Here is an 18682-nt window from a genome sequence, read left to right on the forward strand (position 1 = left end):
CGGTTGGTTCTATTAAAGTTGTGGGAGCAGCCCAGAATAACCTGAAAAATATAGACGTTGAGATTCCTCTTGGAGTCATGACTTGTGTAACGGGAGTATCCGGTTCCGGTAAAAGTTCACTGGTAAACGAGATTCTGTATAAGCGTCTGGCAAGGGACTTAAACCGTGCCAGAGTGATTCCCGGAAAGCATGTAACAATCGAAGGGATTGATCAGCTGGATAAAGTGATTGATATTGACCAGTCACCAATCGGGCGTACACCCAGATCGAATCCCGCGACTTACACCGGAGTGTTTGATCAGATCCGTGATCTGTTTGCGTCTACTTCTGATGCCAAGGCAAAAGGATATAAGAAGGGGCGATTCAGCTTTAATGTCAAGGGTGGACGCTGTGAAGCCTGCAGTGGTGATGGTATCCTGAAAATAGAAATGCATTTCCTTCCCGATGTCTATGTGCCCTGTGAAGTATGTCAGGGGAAAAGATACAACCGGGAAACATTGGATGTAAAGTACAAAGGTAAAAGTATCTATGATGTGCTGGATATGACCGTGGAAGAAGCTATGACTTTCTTCGAACATATCCCGTCTATCCGCAGGAAGATAGAGACACTTTACGATGTGGGACTTTCTTACATCCGTCTGGGACAGCCTTCTACAACGCTGTCGGGTGGAGAAGCCCAGAGAATAAAACTGGCAACAGAATTGAGCAAACGGAGTACAGGAAAGACCATTTACATTCTGGACGAGCCGACTACCGGTCTGCATTTTGCAGATGTTCATAAATTAATAGAGATCTTACAGCGCCTTTCAGAAGGCGGAAATACGGTTGTGGTAATCGAGCATAACCTGGATGTTATTAAAACAGCCGATTATATCATCGATATCGGACCTGAGGGCGGGGACAAGGGAGGTACTGTCATAGCGAGCGGTACACCGGAAGAAATTGCCCGCAATCCCAGATCTTACACGGGTCAGTATGTGGCAAAATATCTGGACTTAGAAGAGTCTAAAATTGCAAATAGTTAAATGAAACCTGGTATCAGTCCGGTTTCCCGTTACGGGTTTTTCAAATATTGGAAAGCCGGTATCGCGGATACGGATTGATACCTTTTTATTCCCGAAATGGTTTCGCTGAACAAAAGTAACTGAACAAAATATGCTGAACAAAATATCTTGGCTGGGATTTGACGAAATCCTATATTTTGATTAAAATGAAGATAAGAATACAAGGCAGCAGCTATCACGGTGCTGTTAATTTGGGAGCAGGCCAGGAGGAATTATGACTCACGAAGAATTAGATGTCTTTTTACATGCGTTTACGGATCAGGAGAAGGAAAATCTGCTAAAAGGAACAGTGGATTTTGATAATCCCAGAATACATAGAGAATACAGTAAATACAGCTCCATGGACAAGGGCGCGTACTTATTTGAAGGGGACTACTTTATGAACCCTTATGAGAATATCGGGGTAAACCGGCAGGATCGTTTCGTAGATATCAAGCCCCACGCCCACAACTATATTGAACTGAATTATGTCTGGTCGGGCAACTGCGTGCAGACAATTGAGGGACGGAAAGTGGTGAGCCGGCAAGGGGATGTCTGCATATTTGACACCAGCGTAGTACATTCTATAGAAAAAGCAGGTGAAAACGATATTATATTGAATATCCTCATGCGAAAGGAATTCTTTGCATCTGCATTTCTTGCCAGAATGACCAAACAGGGAATTGTATCCCAGTTTCTGATGGAAGCGGTAACCAGGAGCCAGCAGAAAAAACATTATTTATATTTTCCGGCACATAATAATCTAAGGGTTAGAAAGATTATGGAGGAGATTTTGCTGGAATATTATAATAAGGATCTGGGCGTTCAGGAAGTACTGGACAGTTATATGGTTATACTGTTTACCGAATTGCTGCGAACCTACCGGGATGCTTCCAAAGAAAAGGAAAAGGATGTTTCCCACAACGTTCAAATTCTCTCGGTATTATCGTATATCGAAGAAAATTATGATCATTGCACGTTGAGCCAGATGGCGAAACACTTCGGTTTCAATGGGGCTTATCTGACAAATCTTTTAAAGGAAAAGACGGGAAGAAGCTTTGTAGAACACGTTCAGGAACAGCGTTTAAACAAAGCCATGGCACTGCTGGAAAATACTGATCTTCCGGTTACAGAAATTGTATCGGTGTGCGGATACAACAATATGAACTTTTTTTATAAGAAATTCAAGGAGGCAGTGGGTAGCACACCGGGGGATTATCGCAAAAGCAGAACCTAAAAAATGGTCAATAGAAGTATAAAGAACCGTTATTGTACAACCTGTAATTTTCGTGTAATCTATATTTATCAACATTAGAATAGTATAATAATATATTTACGAAACGAACGGATAAGCCGGAATGAAGTCAAAAATGGAGGTAGTACAATGTTAAAAATAGGAAAGTTAAAAATGAATTACCAGGAAAATCCCATTGGAGTTACACAGGTACCGCAGTTTGGCTGGGTATTGGAAAGTGATAAACGAAGTGTGATTCAGGCATCCTATGAGCTGCAGATCAGTGCTGATGCTGAATTTAAAAATGTACTTTTTGACAGCGGAGAAATAAACAGTGATGAATCTGCACATGTATTTGCGGAGGGGTTCCAGATAAAATCTGCTGAAAAATATTTTGTGCGTGCAAAAGTTACGGACGTGGATGGTGAATGCAGCGGCTGGAGTAAAACCGGATATTTTGTAACAGCACTTCTTTCTGAGGAGGAATGGAAAGCAGAGTTTGTTTCAGCAGAGACAAAAGAAAATGCAGGAGAGTCTAAGGGAACTTATGTAAGAAGCAGTTTCCGGGTGAAAGGAAACGTGAAGGCTGCTTATGCATTTACAACCGCCCTGGGATTATATAAATTTTACATAAACGGTACAAAAGTTGGAACCGATGAATTGACACCGGGCTGGACCTCTTACCTCAAACATTTAACTTACCAGACATACGACATTACTACAATGTTAAAAGAAGGAGAAAATGGTGTGGGTGCCATGCTGGGCGCCGGATGGTATAAAGGAAAAATGGGGTTTGTGGGCAACCGCAATAACTATGGAGAACAGACTGCATTTTTAGGGCAGATTCATATTGCATACGAAGATGGAACAACAGATACCATAGTGACCGATTCAACCTGGAAGGGAAGTGATGCACCGGTTGTATTTTCTGAGATTTATGATGGTGAGATCTATGATGCCAGATTGGAAATAGAAGGCTGGTCAGAGGCTGGATTTGATGCAAATGGATGTGCAGAGGCTGGATTTAAAGCAGATGGCGGAACACAAGCTGGATATCATGCAAAAAGATTTTGGGATGTAGAAACGGTTGCTTTTGATAAAAAAGTGCTGGAAGCTCAGAGCTTCTGTAAAGTAACGGAAGTCGAGCCGGTAACGGCAAAACGGATTTTCCAGACACCGCAGGGTGATACGGTCATTGATTTTGGACAGAATATGACCGGATGGATTCATGTAAAGGTAAAAGGAAAAGCAGGAGATAAAGTGGAACTCAACTGCTTTGAGGTACTAGATGCGAAAGGAAATGTCTATCTGGATAACCTAAGAGGGGCAAAAGAAACGCTTACCTATATCTGCAAGGATGATCAGGAGACAGAGTACCATCCGAATTTCACTTTCATGGGATTCCAGTTTGCGAAGATTGCCTCTTACCCGGGAGAAGCAAAAATAGAGGACTTTACCGCATACGCAGTGCATTCGGATATGGAACAGACGGGTACTTTTACATGCTCCAATCCGGACATCAACCAGCTGCAGCATAATATTTTATGGGGATTAAAAGGAAACTTTGTTGATGTGCCTACGGACTGCCCCCAGAGAAATGAAAGACTGGGTTGGACCGGAGATGCACAGATCTTCTGCCGCACGGCAAGCTATCTGATGAATACCTACCATTTCTTTGCAAAATGGTTGAAAGACGTGGCAGCAGACCAGACTCCAGAGGGAGGGGTGCCGCATGTAGTGCCGGATATCCTTTCCGGTAAAACAGACGGCGACTGGCTGTTAGAACAGGGAAGCCATTCCGCAGCGGCATGGGCAGATGTGGCAGTTATTAACCCGTGGACCATGTATCTCACCTATGGAGATAAAAAGATACTGGAAGACCAGTATTCCAGTATGAAGGCATGGATTGGCTTTATGGAAGAGCATGCAAAGGATTATATCTGGAATTATAAATTACAGTTTGGTGACTGGGTTGCGTTAGATGCCCAGGAAGGCAGCTATTTTGGAGCTACCCCCAATGATCTGACCTGTACCGCTTACTTTGCATATTCAACCGGATTATTTGTGAAGATTGCAAAAATCCTCGGAAATTGTGAAGATGAGAAGAAATACACAGCTCTGTATGAAAAAATCGTGGATAAGTTCCAGAGAACTTTCTTTGACAGCGAAGGAATTATGACTGCTCAGACCCAGACTGCACATATTGTGGCGTTATATTTCAATCTGGTTCCGGAAGCATACCGGGAGAAAACGGTGGAAGGACTGTTAAGGTTACTGGAGAAAGAAAACGGACACCTGGTTACGGGATTTGTGGGAACGCCATATTTCTGCCATGCTTTGAGCCAGAACGGGCATACAAAAGAAGCATACGAACTGCTGTTAAAAGATGATTTCCCATCTTGGCTGTATCAGGTAAAAATGGGAGCAACAACGGTCTGGGAACACTGGGATGGCATGAAACCGGATGGAACCATGTGGAGTCCCGATATGAATTCCTTTAATCATTATGCATATGGAGCAATTGGAGAATGGCTTTACCGTGTGGCTGCCGGAATCGAAGCAGATGAAGAAAGAAGCGGTTATAAGTTTACCACAATCTATCCAAGAATCGGCGGCGGGCTGGATTATGTAAAAGCAAATTATAAATCAGTTTATGGTGATGTTACATCTGAATGGAATGTTGACGGCGATGAAGTAACCATGAAAGTATGCATTCCGCCAAATACACAGGCTAAGATCTGCCTGGATCAGGCAGTAGAGGTCCTGGATGGAGATGGACTGGAGTTTGGCTCGGAGAATGGTTTCATGAGCGGATGTGCAGGATCGGGATGTTATCATATTCGTTTTCGTAAATAAGTAAATATTTTGCCAGGTAGAAATAAGCCAAAGTGGCGGAACTATGTTTTCGCGATTTGGCTTATTTTTATGATGGAATTGTATTTTCTAATGCTTTGTACTTTCAAAGGAAGATAAGAGTTTATCCCCTAAGCTCCGGTAATTCTCATTGAATTTACCAATTGAATGCGGTATAATGATGGAGTTTAACAGGTAACGCAAGGGATTTAAAATGAAATTACAGCATTTGAGGGGGATTTGACTTGGCAAAGATATTAGAATTGGATATGACAAGTGAAGAAGAACTTTGCAATGTGGGAAAGGCGCTTTCTTCACCAATACGAATAGAGATACTAAAACTTTTGTACGAAGAAGGGCTGATTATCGGGGACATCGCGAAGAAATTGGATATTCCCGCATCCAGCGCGGCACTGCACCTGAAGATTCTGGAGAAGGCGGGACTAATCAGAATGGAGACACAGCCGGGAACCCGGGGTTCTACGAAGCTCTGTAACCGGAAAAGAGATTTTATCACCATTGATCTATCTGCCATCAATACGGATATTGATGAAATTACCAGCGTTGAAATGCCCGTTGGCGCATACTGTGCCTGTAAGGTATCGCCTACCTGCGGTCTATACAGCAGAGCCGGTGTGATTGGTATGGAAGATGCGGAGTACAGCTTTTATCTTCCGGAAAGGATAAACGCCCAGCTTTTATGGACTTCTTCAGGCTTTGTGGAATATAAATTTGCCAATGCGGTGCCCAAAAAGCGCATGCCCAAACGGATCAGCGTTTCCCTGGAAATCTGTTCAGAAGCTCCTAATTACAGAGAGGACTGGAAGTCCGATCTGACGGTATGGATCAACGGCATAGAGTGCGGAACCTGGACCAGTCCCGGAGATTTTGGAGCCAGGAGGGGGAGATTGAATCCTTCTATATGGCCCAACGGTTCTACCCAGTATGGATTACTCATGACCTGGGAAGTCCGCAGGGATGGGGCATATATCAATGAAACCAGGGCATCCGATATAAAAGTAGAGGAATTAGACTTGATGTCCCAGCCTTATATTGATGTGAAAATTGGTAATAAAGAAGGTACAAAATATGTAGGGGGATTTAATATCTTTGGCAGGGGATACGGAGATTATGAACAGGATATTGTTATGAATATTGAATATTGATCTTATAGTTCATGCTCTGCTGCAAGCAAATGAAAAAAGATCTGTCGCCTTGGCAGGTCTTTTTTTTGTGCTGGGAAAAACTATTTCACACGTTATGTAAAAATCTCCTATGCGAGCAAAAAAAACATATTATGACATAAATTATGGTGATAAAAAATATAGAAGCAATATAAATGTTAAATTGAACAAAATTTGCAAATTACATATTGACAAAAATGGTAAAATGACGTAATATACAAAATATAGAAACAGAAATATTGTTTAAATAATATTTTTTGATTCTTTATATCCTTTATTTAAACAGTAAAAATGTTTAAATAACTCGTTAGTGCCGGCAAAACTAACAGGGAACAGCTGAATAACTTATAAAAATGTTGGAGGTTCTTTATGAAAAAAAGAATAGTGAGTATGATTTTAGCGGTTTGCGTATTTGGAACAGCACTGGCTGGATGTGGAAACAGTGCAGCGACAGAAAATAAAGAAGGGAGCAAGGAAACAACAGAGGTAAATACCCAGGCTGACGGCACTGGTGCACAGCCAGACAGTGCATCTGATGGAGAAACGGCTTCGGGTTCGGTAACAGATGTAAATGAAGATGGAACGGTTAACAATCCGGAGAATGTGAAGATAGATGAAGGTAAGCTGGTGTTCTGGTCCTTGTTCAGCGGCGGTGACGGAACTTTTATGGATCAGATTATTTCTGATTATAATGCAGGTAGTCCGAAAATGGGCGTGCAGTCAATCATGTTGGTGTGGGATGATTATTATACAAAGCTCCAAACGGCCGTTGCCGCAGGAAAAGGGCCGGACATAGGAGTATCGCATGTATCCAAGCTGCCGGAGCTGGTAAACGAAGGATCTGTTATTGCGTTAAATGATTATCTGGATCAGCTGGGCGTCGATCTTTCCAGTATGTTTTCTCAAAATTCACTGGACAGCGTAACGTTTGACGGAGAAATCTATGGCATTCCACTGGATACTCATGCTGAGATTATGTATTTCAACAAAGATATTCTTACGGAAGCTGGTGTGCAGCTAAATGAAAGTGGTCAGTTGGATATTGGAAGTACAGAGGATTTTTATGCTGTCCTGGATAAGATAAAAGCAGTTATCCCGGAAGGAAGCAGTGCATTATCCTTAACGAATTCCGGCGATGATCCATACCGCTTATGGTGGGCATCTTACTACCAGATGGGTGGAAAAGCTCTGGTCAGTGATGATGGTGCGCAGGTAACCATGGATAAAGAAATTGCCATAAAAGCGGCAGAATTTGTAAAGAGCCTCTATGACAAAGGATACATATTAGAAGGAATTGACGACCATCAGGCATTTTTCCAAAGCGGAAAAGCGGGACTGCTGTTTGCCGGAACCTGGGCAACAGGAGCACTAGAAAGTACGGAGAATCTGAATTTCGGTGCACAGACATTCCCCCGGTTGTTTGATAATGATGCATGCTGGGCTGACTCTCATACGCTGATTATTCCTTTCAGCAAAGACAGAACAGAAGACGAGACCCTTGCTGCAGTGGAATTCGTACTGGCGGCATCCTCAGAGGGTGGCGTAACCTGGTCAAAATCCGGGCAGATCCCGGCAAACTTAAAGGTTCTGGAAAGTGATGATTATTTAAAACTGCCTTACAGAAGTGATTATAAGAGTGCACTTGACAAAGCAGTGATGCCCACCAAGAATCCTAATTTCTATGGTATGAAAGCCGGAATGATCGACAGCCTGAATGCGTATTGGACGGGACAGACAGATGCACAGGGTGCTATTGATAATCTCTACGGGGAACTGGAATCGAATCTGGAATAAGGAAGTATCCCTGACAGATTCGTGTTTCCAGAAAAACGGGAGGTTAAAAAATGCTTAAAACAAGAAATAAAAGAAAACAGCTTTTCCTTGCACTTGGGTTTGCAGCACCGTTTTTTCTCTTATATACGGTATTTACTATATGGCCGGTAATACAGGGCGTTTATGTCAGTCTGCACAAGTGGACGCTGATGGGAAAATTGAAATTTGTGGGACTGGATAATTATCTGAAATTTTTAGGAGATAAGAATTTTTGGGGTGCACTGCAAAATACGACCGTGTTTGTGTTGATTACAGCACCACTACTGGTTATAACGGCGATGATTCTGGCACTGCTGGCTAACCGGCCTACCAGAATAAAGAAAGGACTCAGAATCTGCTTTTACCTGCCCAGTGTTCTTTCCGTTTCCGTTGCGGCGTTTATCGCAAAATATATGTTTGCGCCATATCGGGGATTCATCAATGGTTTTCTCCATGCCACAGGATTTCTTGAGATCAATCAGGAACTGCAGTGGCTGCAGGACGGAAGCCTGGTTTGGGGGACGATCACATCTATGACGGTGTGGTGGACAGTGGGATTCAGTATGATGCTTTATCTTTCGGCATTACAGGATATTTCACCGCAGGTGTTTGAAGCAGCGGCAATCGACGGCGCCACAAAACGTCAGCAGTTATTTTCCATTGTGCTACCTCTGTTAAAATCTACGACTTATCTGGTCGTACTGTTACAGGTAATTGCCTGTTTTAAAGTATTTGGGCAGATCTACATGATAACTGGAGGAGGTCCGGCATCCTCAACGAGGCCTTTAATCCAGTATATTTACGAAAATGCTTTTAAGAAAAACAATATGGGCTACGCCTCCGCAATGTCCTATGTTCTGTTCCTGATTCTGGTAGTACTTTCCCTGGTTCAGCAGGTGATACAACGGAAGGGGGAACGGGACTCATGAAGAAAATAAAACCTGGAAATGTGATTTTATCAGCGATTTCCATTGTGATAGCTCTTGTTTTTACTGCACCGGTTCTGTGGTCGCTTGCAGTTTCGTTTCAGATAGAAGGAAAGCAGATTACCACAGTATGGGACTGGTTTCTGCCGCCTTACACACTGGGCAACTATCCGGAGATCATACTTCACAGCGAGGTGGCGAGATGGCTGGTAAACAGTTTGTTTATTGCAGTAATTACCACAGGACTTACAGTACTGTTATCGGCAATGGCTGCTTACGCTATAGCAAAAATAAACTTTAAAGGCAGTAAGGCGCTTTATTTTTACTTCCTGCTTGGTATTATGGTTCCGGCAGAAGCAACCATCGTTCCGCTTTTTATTACCGCAAACAGTCTGAATCTCATCGATTCCTATGCAGGCCTTGTTCTGCCGGCAGTGGCAGGCTCCATGAATATGATTATTATGGTTACATTTTTCCGCGGACTGCCAAATGAATTGATGGAAGCAGTAAGGATTGACGGAGGCGGGGAACTGACCATCTTCTTTCGGATACTCCTGCCCCTGTCCAAAGCGGTAATATCCACCGTGTGTATATTTGCATTTATAGGAAGCTGGAACAATTATCTATGGCCCCTGTTATGCGCCATGAGCAGTGAGAAGTTTACGCTTCCAATCGGTATTCCTACCTTTGCAGGTACTTACACCGTAGACTATGTGAAGCCGCTGACAGCAAACATGGTGGCATCCGTACCAATTATTCTGCTGTATATCTTATTTGAAAAGCAGATCGTACAGGGAATCACTATGTCCGGTGTAAAGGGATGATTTAGATGAAAGGCAGTTCAAAAGGATGAAAGACAAAAATCAGAGAAGGGAAATGCCACAGTTCATATGCTTTCATCCTGTTACATGTGGCAGTGTCACATCAATTGTGATAAAAGGTATGTATGATGAGAAGTTACAAGAAAGATTATCCCAGACCCCAGCTGGTTCGTCAGGAATGGGAAAACTTAAACGGAACCTGGGATTTTCTGTTTGATGACAGAAACGTGGGAGAAAAAGAAAAATATTATGCAAAATTTCCTGGTGAACTTAAGATTCAGGTACCATTTACCTATGAAACGAAATTGAGCGGAATCGGGGATGAGAGCAGGCATGACCATGTCTGGTACCGGAAAACATTTAAAGCGGATAAAAATCGTCTGGAAAAAGAAAATTTAATGCTTCATTTTGAAGGAAGCGATTTTTACACAAAAGTATGGGTGAACGGAGAGCTGGCAGGCTCCCACCGGGGTGGGTATTCCAGATTTTCCTTTGATATATCAAGTTTAATAATAAACGGAGAAAATGAAATCGTAGTTAAGGCGGATGATTCCTTTGATATGGCACAGCCCAGGGGCAAACAGCGCTGGAAAGAGGAGAATTTTGGCTGCTGGTACGTACAGACTACCGGAATCTGGAAGACGGTATGGATGGAATATGTACCGGTTACCAATCTGGCATTCTTAAAGATTACTCCGCTGTTAGATAAGGACTGTGCAGAACTGGAAATGGAGATTAAGTCAGCAGAATATTCCAGGGAGCTGACAGCAGAAGTGGAAATTTCCTTTCAGGGAACATTTGTAAACAAATTGGTGATTGTTGTTCCTAAAAGTCATGTGACTGCCCGAATAAACGTATTTTCCCAGGAAGCTGACGAATGGGGGATTCGCACCTGGTCACCGGAACGACCTGACCTGTATGACATCTCCATTCGGATTCTGGAAGATGGAAAGGCTTGTGATGAAGTACAGTCCTACTTTGGAATGAGAGAAATCCGCATAGACAAAGGTAATATTCTGCTAAACGGAAGACCACTTTATCAGCGCCTGATTCTGGATCAGGGGTATTGGGAAGATTCCCATCTGACACCTCCAAATGAAGAAGCTCTGGTGGAAGATATCGACAAGATCATGCAGCTGGGATATAACGGACTGCGCAAACATCAAAAGGTAGAGGATGAGCGCTTCCTTTACTGGTGTGATGTGAAGGGGATGCTGGTTTGGAGTGAAGTGCCGGCAGCTTATCGTTTTTCCGATGAAGCGGTGCGGGAGTTCACAGAGGAATGGATGGATATTGTAAGACAGAATTATAATCATCCAAGCATCATTACCTGGACACCCTTTAATGAATCCTGGGGAATACCAAAAGTGGAAACAGACAAAAAGCAGCAGCAGTTTACAGAGGCAATCTATTATTTGACGAAATCGTTTGACCAGTTCCGTCCGGTGATTGTTAATGACGGATGGGAGCATACCATTTCCGATATCATTACCCTGCATGATTATGAGGAATATGGGGAGGTGTTTTATGACCGTTATAATCATTATAGAGAAAAAATTTTCACAACGGACATCTATCACAGCAATCACAAATCGGCCATGGCAAATGGTTATGCATATAAAGGGCAGCCGGTTATCATCAGTGAATATGGCGGAATTGCTTTTCAAAATGGTGAATCCGGATGGGGATACGGCAATAAGGTGCAAGATGAAGCAGAATTTATCAAAAGATTCGATTCCATTACAACGGCAATCAAAAAGACCCCCTATATCTGCGGGTTTTGTTATACCCAGGTAACTGATGTGCAGCAGGAAATCAATGGATTAATGAATATTGACCGCAGCTTTAAGGTAAGTCCTCAGGCAATTAAAGAAATTAATGAGCGCCCCGGAGGATATTGGAGAGCAGAATAGAATAATATTTTGTGCTGAAAAGTGCATGGAGAAAGATTTGATTCTCCATGTTCTTTTTTTTGCCCTTATGTTAAATTAAATACATCAGAAACAACAAAACGAAGCAAAGAAAAAGGGAGGATACAAAATGAAGATCAGAAAGGTAACAGCACTTTTACTTGCAGCAGCAATGGCAGCAGGCAGTATTATGGGATGCGGAGGAAGCGATAGGTCGACAACAGAAGCACCAAAGGCAACTGATGCAGCAACTGAGGCGAAGACAGAAGCGCCGGCAACTGAAGAGGCAAAAGATTCAGAGACAGAAGCAGCAAGTAAGGAAGAAGGCTCCGAAGCTGCAACAACCGCTGCAAAAGCAGACGGGGAATGGGAATATAAAGAAGCAGAACTGACCATGTTGATTGATACCGATATGACCTTAGCAGGGATTCAGGCAGTCTGCGATCTGGCACAGGAAAAATTAGGTATTACCGTTGAAATCGAAACCAGAGCCGGCGGTGCAGATGGTGATAATATTGTTAAGACGCGGCTTGCATCCGGCGACATGGCGGATCTTTGCGGATACAATTCCGGATCACTTCTGGCAGCACTTAATCCTGCAGAATATTTTATTGATATTTCAGGAGAAGAATGGGCAAACAAACTGGATGATACATACAAATCATCTGTAACCGTTGACAATGCAGTATACGGCGTACCTGCAGCTTCCACACAGGCAGGCGCGATACTCTATAACAAAGAACTATATGAAAAATACAAACTGGAAATTCCAAAGACATGGGACGAGTTCAAAAAGAACTGTGATGTATTAAAAGAAGCTGGTGAGACAGCGCTGATCGGTACATTTGCAGACAGCTGGACATCACAGGTATTATATCTGGGCGATCATTATAATGTTCAGGCAAAAGAACCAAATTTTGCAAAAGATTTTGAGGCAGGGACCGCAAAATATGCTACTACTCCGGCGGCACTGAGAAGTTTTGAGAAATTAGCGGATACAACGCAGTATTATAATTCCGATTATCTGGCAACTACCTATGATGATGGCTGCGATATGATCGTGAACGGAGAAGGGGCACACTGGATTATTCTGACACAGGCATTATCCAATATCTATGAATTGTATGGAGAAGATGTAAATAAAGTAGGTGTATTTGCAGTACCGGGTGATGATGCAAATGATAACGGATTAACCGTATGGATGCCTACATCATGGTATGGAAATAAGAATTCAGATAAAGTAGATGATATCAAGAGATTCATGGAATTCTATATTTCGGATGAAGCATTAGACGCATACACATCTGCAATTTTACCGGATGGCCCATACTGTGTAAAAGGATATGAACTTCCGGATAATGCATATGATGCGGTAAAACAGGAACAGGAATACTTTGATGCTGGAAAGACATCCACAGCTCTGGAGTTCCAGACAGCAGTAAAAGGTTCCAATTGCCCGGCGATCTGCCAGGAATGCGGTTCTGGACAGACAACAGCAGAAGAGGCAGCGAAAGCATATGATGAAGATTGTTTGAAACAGGCAGTGCAGTTAGGTCTGGATTGGAAATAATCAGGGAATAAACAATGCGGAAAGGGGCGTGAGTGCCCTTTCCAAATTGATAAGCATGTATGACATGCTCTGATATCAGAATGTATCCCATGCATGGTTATCAATCTGGAATTACATAAGTACTGCAGACAATATTTATAGAGCGTGTTTGAAAAATGCTTCCTGTCAGCTGTGCGTCACAGTTTGTAGGAATAATTTTTCAAATACGCTTTAAAAGAGAAAGGGAAAATGTATGAATAAAAAGAAGATTTATACAAGCTGGTTTATGGCTCCGGCAATGATCATTTTTACTATTTTTTTCATTATTCCAATGCTTACATCGCTGTTTTTCAGCCTGACAGTTTGGAACTTTAAAGATTTTACCTTTGTTGGACTGGACAACTTTAAAATGTTTTTTTCAGAGAGGTCTTTGAATATCGGTATTAAAAACACCTTGATTTATGCATTTTTAACCTGTAGTTTGAAAGTTGTAATTGCATTTTTCATAGCCGTATTTCTTACCAGTAAGATAAAAAGCAAGAATATTCTGCGCTCCATCGTGTTTTTTCCAAATCTGGTGAGTACCGTTGCGGTAGGTATTGTATTCAGCGCTATGATGCATCCCTCCAAAGGACTTATTAATACAGCATTACAGGCAATTGGACTAAACGGAGTGGATTGGCTTGGCAATACCAGTCTGGCACTCTTCTCAGTCATCGGTGTTGACGTCTGGAAAGGTGTTGGTGTGGCTACGGTCATCTATATTGCAGGAATGCAGTCCATTGATAAAACTTACTATGAAGCGGCATCCATTGATGGCGCCAGCGCATGGCAGCAGTTAAAGAGTGTAACGATTCCCCTCTGCCGTCCGGCTATGAACTCCGTTATTATTTTAGCATTCATCGGCGGTATGCGCTGCTTCGACCTGATCTGGGCAATGACAGGAGGAGGACCGGGATTTGCAACAGACGTGGTAGCTTCTATTGTATATAAACAGTATGCAGCCGGTTTCTATGGACTGTCAACAGCGGGTAACGTTATTATGTTTGTCATGATTGCCATTTTGGCATTCCCACTTCAGAAATTCTTACTGAGTAAGGAGGTTGACTAACGATGAAGAAAAAGAAAGCGCTCTATTTAGCAGGAGATATCATTGGAATCCTGGTTGCATTTGTAGTCTTTATCATACCTTTTATCTTTATGTTCGTGAACTCTTTGAAAGAGCGAAGAGAAGCCAATCTGCTCAGCATTGCATGGCCCAAGGAATTACAGTGGGATAACTTTAAACAGGTATTGACCACAAGCAATGGAATTGTACTGACGGCATTTAAAAACAGTTTTATTTTAACTGCCGGATCTGTTATCCTGCTGATCATTGTATGTGCTATGGCAGGGTACGTGCTTCAGCGAAGAAATGACAAAACAACGGGAGTAGTAAATGCCCTGGTAATGTCAGGACTTATGGTACCTCCGGCAATTCTGCCTACGATCTGGGTGATGCAGGGACTGCATATTTACAAGACCATGTTTGGAATGATTATGGTGGAAGTGGCACTGCAGATACCATTTACTATTATGCTGTACCGTGGATTTATGGGGTCGATTCCTACGGAGCTGGAGGAAGCAGGGTATATTGACGGATGTACAAGGGTGAAACTGTTTGCGTCAGTTATCTTCCCGCTGTTAAAGCCGGTAACGGCTACGGTTACCATTCTGAATGCTGTAACTGTTTTTAACGATTTTACGAATCCATTGTACTTTCTTCCGGGAAATAAAAATGCAACTTTACAGCTGACTTTGTATACTTTTATGGGAAAATACTCCAGTTCCTATAACCTATTATTTGCAGATGTATTGATTATCACCGTACCAATGCTGATTTTGTTTATTATCTTCAACAAACGTATCGTAGATGGTATGGTAGCAGGTGCAGTCAAGGGATGACATAAAATGACCGGTACAATGGAGAAACATTGTATTCTTTTCATTGTACCAGTGCAGCCCGGTATAAATACGCCAGGCTGCACTGGTATTTTTGTTCCTCAGCAGTTATAATATTCCCGATAATAAGAAGACATAGGAGGGGCATATGAGATTTCGGACCAGAATGATATTATCTTATGCGGTATTTGTGTTGATGGCAGCGCTTATATTAGGACTTGCTTACAACCGGTATACAATACGGGAATACAAGAATAACGAGTACAATGATACACAATTTATTTCGGAAAGACTGGCTAATCAGTTTGATGAATCCATCAAAACCATGAAATCTATTACAGACTACATATTGTCAGATACCGGAATGCTGTCATCAATAAGAATGCTGGCAAGTACAGATCATAACAATGAAAGCCAGGCGAGTTATATTGAAGAAGCCAAAACAACAATCCAGTCCGGTATCAATACGGACTATATGATCAAAAATTTCTACCGGGTTCTGGTATTTAATCAATACGGAGATGTAGTGGGAAGTTCCAATTATGAAAACAGATTAATTAACCTGAATAAAAAAACGGAGGATCTAAAATGGCTTTCTAAAGTGGAGGGACATCGGGGAAAACCGGTGCTCATCGGAATCCATAAAGACGACTGGGGGCTGAAAAGCCAGACAATGGTCTATTCCATAGCCAGAGAAATTCAGGGAAAATCCATGGGGTTTATTGAAGTACAAAGAGATGTGGATAAGTTAAAAACTTTGTTCGAATTGCCAAAGTCCGGCATGGATGTGGCAGCAGTTACAGAAGACGGAGAGATTCTGTATTCCACGCTGGATGGGAACCAGAATGATTTTTATGTAAAACTGGCGGGTGAAGATAAACATGGGGTTGCAGAATACCGAAATGACGTTACAAACAACAAGGAACTGATCGCCATCAGCAATTCCAAAGAAACCGGTGTAAAAATTATGGTTATTGAAAATATGAACCAGCTGGAACGGGAAATCGGTTATGTGGCACCTTTAACTTTTGTGATTGCAGGATGCTTTTTTACCATTTCCATGGTGTTTGTATTTATTGTATCCGGTCATTTGACAAAACCCATCCAGAAGTTAAGGGAGCAGATGGAGAACACCAGGATTGAAAATCTGGATCAGGAGGTATTTTTGGATACCTCAAATGACGAGATGGAAGCTCTCAGTAAATCCTACCAAAAAGTATTAAACCGGCTGGATGAGTCCATAGTGAAGGAGAGGCGGCTGTCTATTCTGCAGCTGCAGGCACAGTTTGATACTCTCCAGGCGCAGGTGAATCCCCATTTTCTGTATAATGTGCTGAATGTAATTGCAAACAGGGGAATGAACAGCGGAGACGAGACTATCTGCGAGATCTGCGGCAGCCTGGCAGCGATGCTGCGGTATGCCACCAGTACGATAGAACGTTATGCTGCTATCGGGCAGGAACTCCAGTATCTGGAGCAGTATTTTTATCTGATCAAGTCCAGATATGAACATAAACTGCAATACCATATAGAAGTTGAGGAAGAAATCAAGGCAGAAATTATTCCGAAAATCGTATTGCAGCAAATTGTAGAAAACAGCATCAATCATGGATTCACCCAGACATCCCACATTATGGAAATTGAAATTAAAGGCTGGAAAGAAGAGGGGTTCTGGTATATTCAGGTGTCGGATAACGGACAGGGTATTGAAGATGCAGTGTTAAAGGAACTGCAGCAGAAAATAACAAGAATCCGGGACCGGCTGGGCAATCGACGCAGTAATGTGGAAATGGAGATAGGGGGTATGGGTCTGATTAATACCTATGCAAGACTTTATCTGCTGTACAATGAAGATCTGGTCTTTGAAATTAATAACTGTGATACGGGAGCAGTAGTCAAGATAGGCGGAAAGCTGAAAGAGAAAACAATGAATTGGGAAAATCAGAGTCATGCAGTGGGTGTAAAATGTGAAGGTAAGGAGAATGAATGATGTTCACAGTAATTGTAGTAGATGATGAACCGGCTGCGTTGAATCATATTTGTACCATTATTGAGAAAAAGTGTCCGGGGTTCCGGGTAGCGGATAGAGCCGAAAACGGAAAGGAAGCCATGGATAAGGTGAGGCTAATAAAGCCTGATGTTGTTATTTCCGATATTCGGATGCCCATTATGAACGGGCTGGAGCTTGTAGCCGAAATCAGAAAAGAATTTCCCTGGATGATATCTGTGATCGTAAGCGGATACCAGGACTTTGAATACGCTCAGGGTGCAATTAAATCTGGAGTTACGGACTATATCCTGAAACCGGTCATGCCATCGGAACTAAAAAGTCTGTTTGATCTGCTGGAGGACAAACTGCGAAAACGTTATTATCTGGAACGAAATGATGTGATGCGTAAAGTATGCCGTGGAATTGATTTAGATGAAAAGGTATTGAAAAAATATTTTCCCCAAGACCAGTACTATGGTGCGGTGGTGCGGCTAGGCGGGCTTCACAGGCGTTTTATGAATGGTGCAGGCAGGGAAATATTTTCGGATATCCATGAAATGATGTTTGTCTATGGCAGGGATGAAATGGAAGCATTGTATATCTGCCCGGCAGAGTTGATTTTTATGACCAGCTTTGAGAGTATGATTCGCAGCAAGATTGTAAAAGAACAGCCTGCTTCCTCTTATATGACCGCTGTGATTATGCGGGGTTCCTTTGGCGTTTTGGAAATGGAGGAAACGGTGAAGCGCCTTTACCGGATGATTGATAAAAAGACGGTGCTGGGAAAAACCCAGATTTTGATCATGGAAGAGCTGGATAAAAGAAGTGCCGGAGAGAGACAGGAAAATCATCAGGAATATCTGAGAGAGTTTGAGATCCTGGCTGAAAAGCAGAAGTATGATAAAATGAAAGGAGAGGTAAAGCGGCTGCTGTACTTGTGGCAGGAAGAAGACCGTCCCCAGATCTGGGTAGAGGGGATGGTGCGGCAGATATTTTTTATGATGCAGCGTTACAGTGAACAGATCTGGGAGAACAACGACTATGAATTTATGCTGGAAGAAGCCTTCTTCTATTCCGGAAATGCGGAAGAACTGGCGGAAAATGTGAATGAAGTCCTCTTTAAGGATAAAAAAGAGGAAATCCAGAGCCAGACGAAACTGGATACCCTGGATTATTTTGAAAGCATCAAAGAATATCTGAAAAAACACGTTGCCGAACCAGTTACACTGGGCATGGTATGCAAGGAATTTGGAGTATCCCAGACTTATCTGAGCAAGCTGTTCCGTAAGTACGAGGAGCTGTCATTTAATAACTACCTGACCATGCTGCGTATGGAGCGGGCAAAAGATCTGATGAGTAATGGAGGTAAAGTATTTGTCAAGGATGTGGCACTGCAGGTGGGATACAGCGACCAGTTTT

General features: G+C 42.5%; 13 protein-coding genes and 1 pseudogene. 13 read left to right on the forward strand and 1 reads right to left on the reverse strand.

Annotated features, from left to right (window positions below; genetic code table 11):
- The 9 genes and pseudogenes from uvrA to ACH2DQ_RS04865 all read left to right on the forward strand — a co-directional run.
- Positions 1–1025: pseudogene (gene uvrA, locus ACH2DQ_RS04825) on the forward strand (ABC-ATPase UvrA); the annotation flags it as partial.
- Between the two features lie 253 nt (positions 1026–1278).
- Complete coding sequence (locus ACH2DQ_RS04830; RefSeq protein WP_394913579.1) at positions 1279–2280, forward strand: AraC family transcriptional regulator; 1002 nt, start codon at positions 1279–1281, stop codon at positions 2278–2280.
- A 147-nt stretch (positions 2281–2427) separates the two neighbouring features.
- On the forward strand, positions 2428–5133 hold the full coding sequence (locus ACH2DQ_RS04835; RefSeq protein WP_394913578.1) for a family 78 glycoside hydrolase catalytic domain: 2706 nt from the start codon (positions 2428–2430) through the stop codon (positions 5131–5133).
- 242 nt (positions 5134–5375) lie between these two features.
- Complete coding sequence (locus ACH2DQ_RS04840; protein ID WP_394913577.1) at positions 5376–6296, forward strand: ArsR/SmtB family transcription factor; 921 nt, start codon at positions 5376–5378, stop codon at positions 6294–6296.
- 387 nt (positions 6297–6683) lie between these two features.
- Positions 6684–8108, forward strand: a complete 1425-nt coding sequence (locus tag ACH2DQ_RS04845; protein ID WP_394913576.1) for an extracellular solute-binding protein — start codon at positions 6684–6686, stop codon at positions 8106–8108.
- Between the two features lie 50 nt (positions 8109–8158).
- Complete coding sequence (locus ACH2DQ_RS04850; protein WP_394913575.1) at positions 8159–9055, forward strand: carbohydrate ABC transporter permease; 897 nt, start codon at positions 8159–8161, stop codon at positions 9053–9055.
- On the forward strand, positions 9052–9876 hold the full coding sequence (locus tag ACH2DQ_RS04855; RefSeq protein WP_394913574.1) for a carbohydrate ABC transporter permease: 825 nt from the start codon (positions 9052–9054) through the stop codon (positions 9874–9876). The genes ACH2DQ_RS04850 and ACH2DQ_RS04855 overlap by 4 nt, the downstream gene beginning before the upstream one ends.
- Before the next feature lie 122 nt (positions 9877–9998).
- A complete protein-coding gene (locus ACH2DQ_RS04860) occupies positions 9999–11786 on the forward strand; it encodes a glycoside hydrolase family 2 protein (protein WP_394913573.1) in 1788 nt (595 codons plus the stop codon).
- 127 nt (positions 11787–11913) lie between these two features.
- Positions 11914–13353, forward strand: a complete 1440-nt coding sequence (locus tag ACH2DQ_RS04865) for an ABC transporter substrate-binding protein (RefSeq protein WP_394913572.1) — start codon at positions 11914–11916, stop codon at positions 13351–13353.
- A gap of 100 nt (positions 13354–13453) precedes the next feature.
- Here ACH2DQ_RS04865 and ACH2DQ_RS04870 read toward each other — a convergent pair whose 3' ends face one another.
- The gene (locus ACH2DQ_RS04870) at positions 13454–13549 is read right to left on the reverse strand and encodes a DUF6783 domain-containing protein (RefSeq protein ID WP_395025788.1); all 96 of its coding nucleotides are present in this window, start codon (positions 13547–13549) and stop codon (positions 13454–13456) included.
- 36 nt (positions 13550–13585) lie between these two features.
- Between ACH2DQ_RS04870 and ACH2DQ_RS04875 the strand changes: the two genes are divergently transcribed.
- The 4 genes from ACH2DQ_RS04875 to ACH2DQ_RS04890 form a co-directional block, all read left to right on the forward strand.
- Positions 13586–14443, forward strand: a complete 858-nt coding sequence (locus ACH2DQ_RS04875; protein ID WP_394913571.1) for a carbohydrate ABC transporter permease — start codon at positions 13586–13588, stop codon at positions 14441–14443.
- A 2-nt stretch (positions 14444–14445) separates the two neighbouring features.
- A complete protein-coding gene (locus ACH2DQ_RS04880) occupies positions 14446–15276 on the forward strand; it encodes a carbohydrate ABC transporter permease (protein ID WP_394913570.1) in 831 nt (276 codons plus the stop codon).
- A gap of 145 nt (positions 15277–15421) precedes the next feature.
- The gene (locus ACH2DQ_RS04885) at positions 15422–17263 is read left to right on the forward strand and encodes a sensor histidine kinase (RefSeq protein WP_394913569.1); all 1842 of its coding nucleotides are present in this window, start codon (positions 15422–15424) and stop codon (positions 17261–17263) included.
- Positions 17260–18682 (forward strand): response regulator (locus ACH2DQ_RS04890; protein ID WP_395025786.1); only part of this gene is annotated, 1423 nt, incomplete at its 3' end. The genes ACH2DQ_RS04885 and ACH2DQ_RS04890, both read left to right, overlap by 4 nt.

Source organism: Robinsoniella sp., assembly GCF_034124845.1.

Coding starts and splice junctions, on each gene's coding strand:
- ACH2DQ_RS04830 (WP_394913579.1), top strand. CDS start 1,279: ATGACTCACGAAGAATTAGATGTCTTTTTACATGCGTTTACGGATCAG.
- ACH2DQ_RS04835 (WP_394913578.1), top strand. CDS start 2,428: ATGTTAAAAATAGGAAAGTTAAAAATGAATTACCAGGAAAATCCCATT.
- ACH2DQ_RS04845 (WP_394913576.1), top strand. CDS start 6,684: ATGAAAAAAAGAATAGTGAGTATGATTTTAGCGGTTTGCGTATTTGGA.
- ACH2DQ_RS04850 (WP_394913575.1), top strand. CDS start 8,159: ATGCTTAAAACAAGAAATAAAAGAAAACAGCTTTTCCTTGCACTTGGG.
- ACH2DQ_RS04855 (WP_394913574.1), top strand. CDS start 9,052: ATGAAGAAAATAAAACCTGGAAATGTGATTTTATCAGCGATTTCCATT.
- ACH2DQ_RS04860 (WP_394913573.1), top strand. CDS start 9,999: ATGATGAGAAGTTACAAGAAAGATTATCCCAGACCCCAGCTGGTTCGT.
- ACH2DQ_RS04865 (WP_394913572.1), top strand. CDS start 11,914: ATGAAGATCAGAAAGGTAACAGCACTTTTACTTGCAGCAGCAATGGCA.
- ACH2DQ_RS04875 (WP_394913571.1), top strand. CDS start 13,586: ATGAATAAAAAGAAGATTTATACAAGCTGGTTTATGGCTCCGGCAATG.
- ACH2DQ_RS04880 (WP_394913570.1), top strand. CDS start 14,446: ATGAAGAAAAAGAAAGCGCTCTATTTAGCAGGAGATATCATTGGAATC.
- ACH2DQ_RS04885 (WP_394913569.1), top strand. CDS start 15,422: ATGAGATTTCGGACCAGAATGATATTATCTTATGCGGTATTTGTGTTG.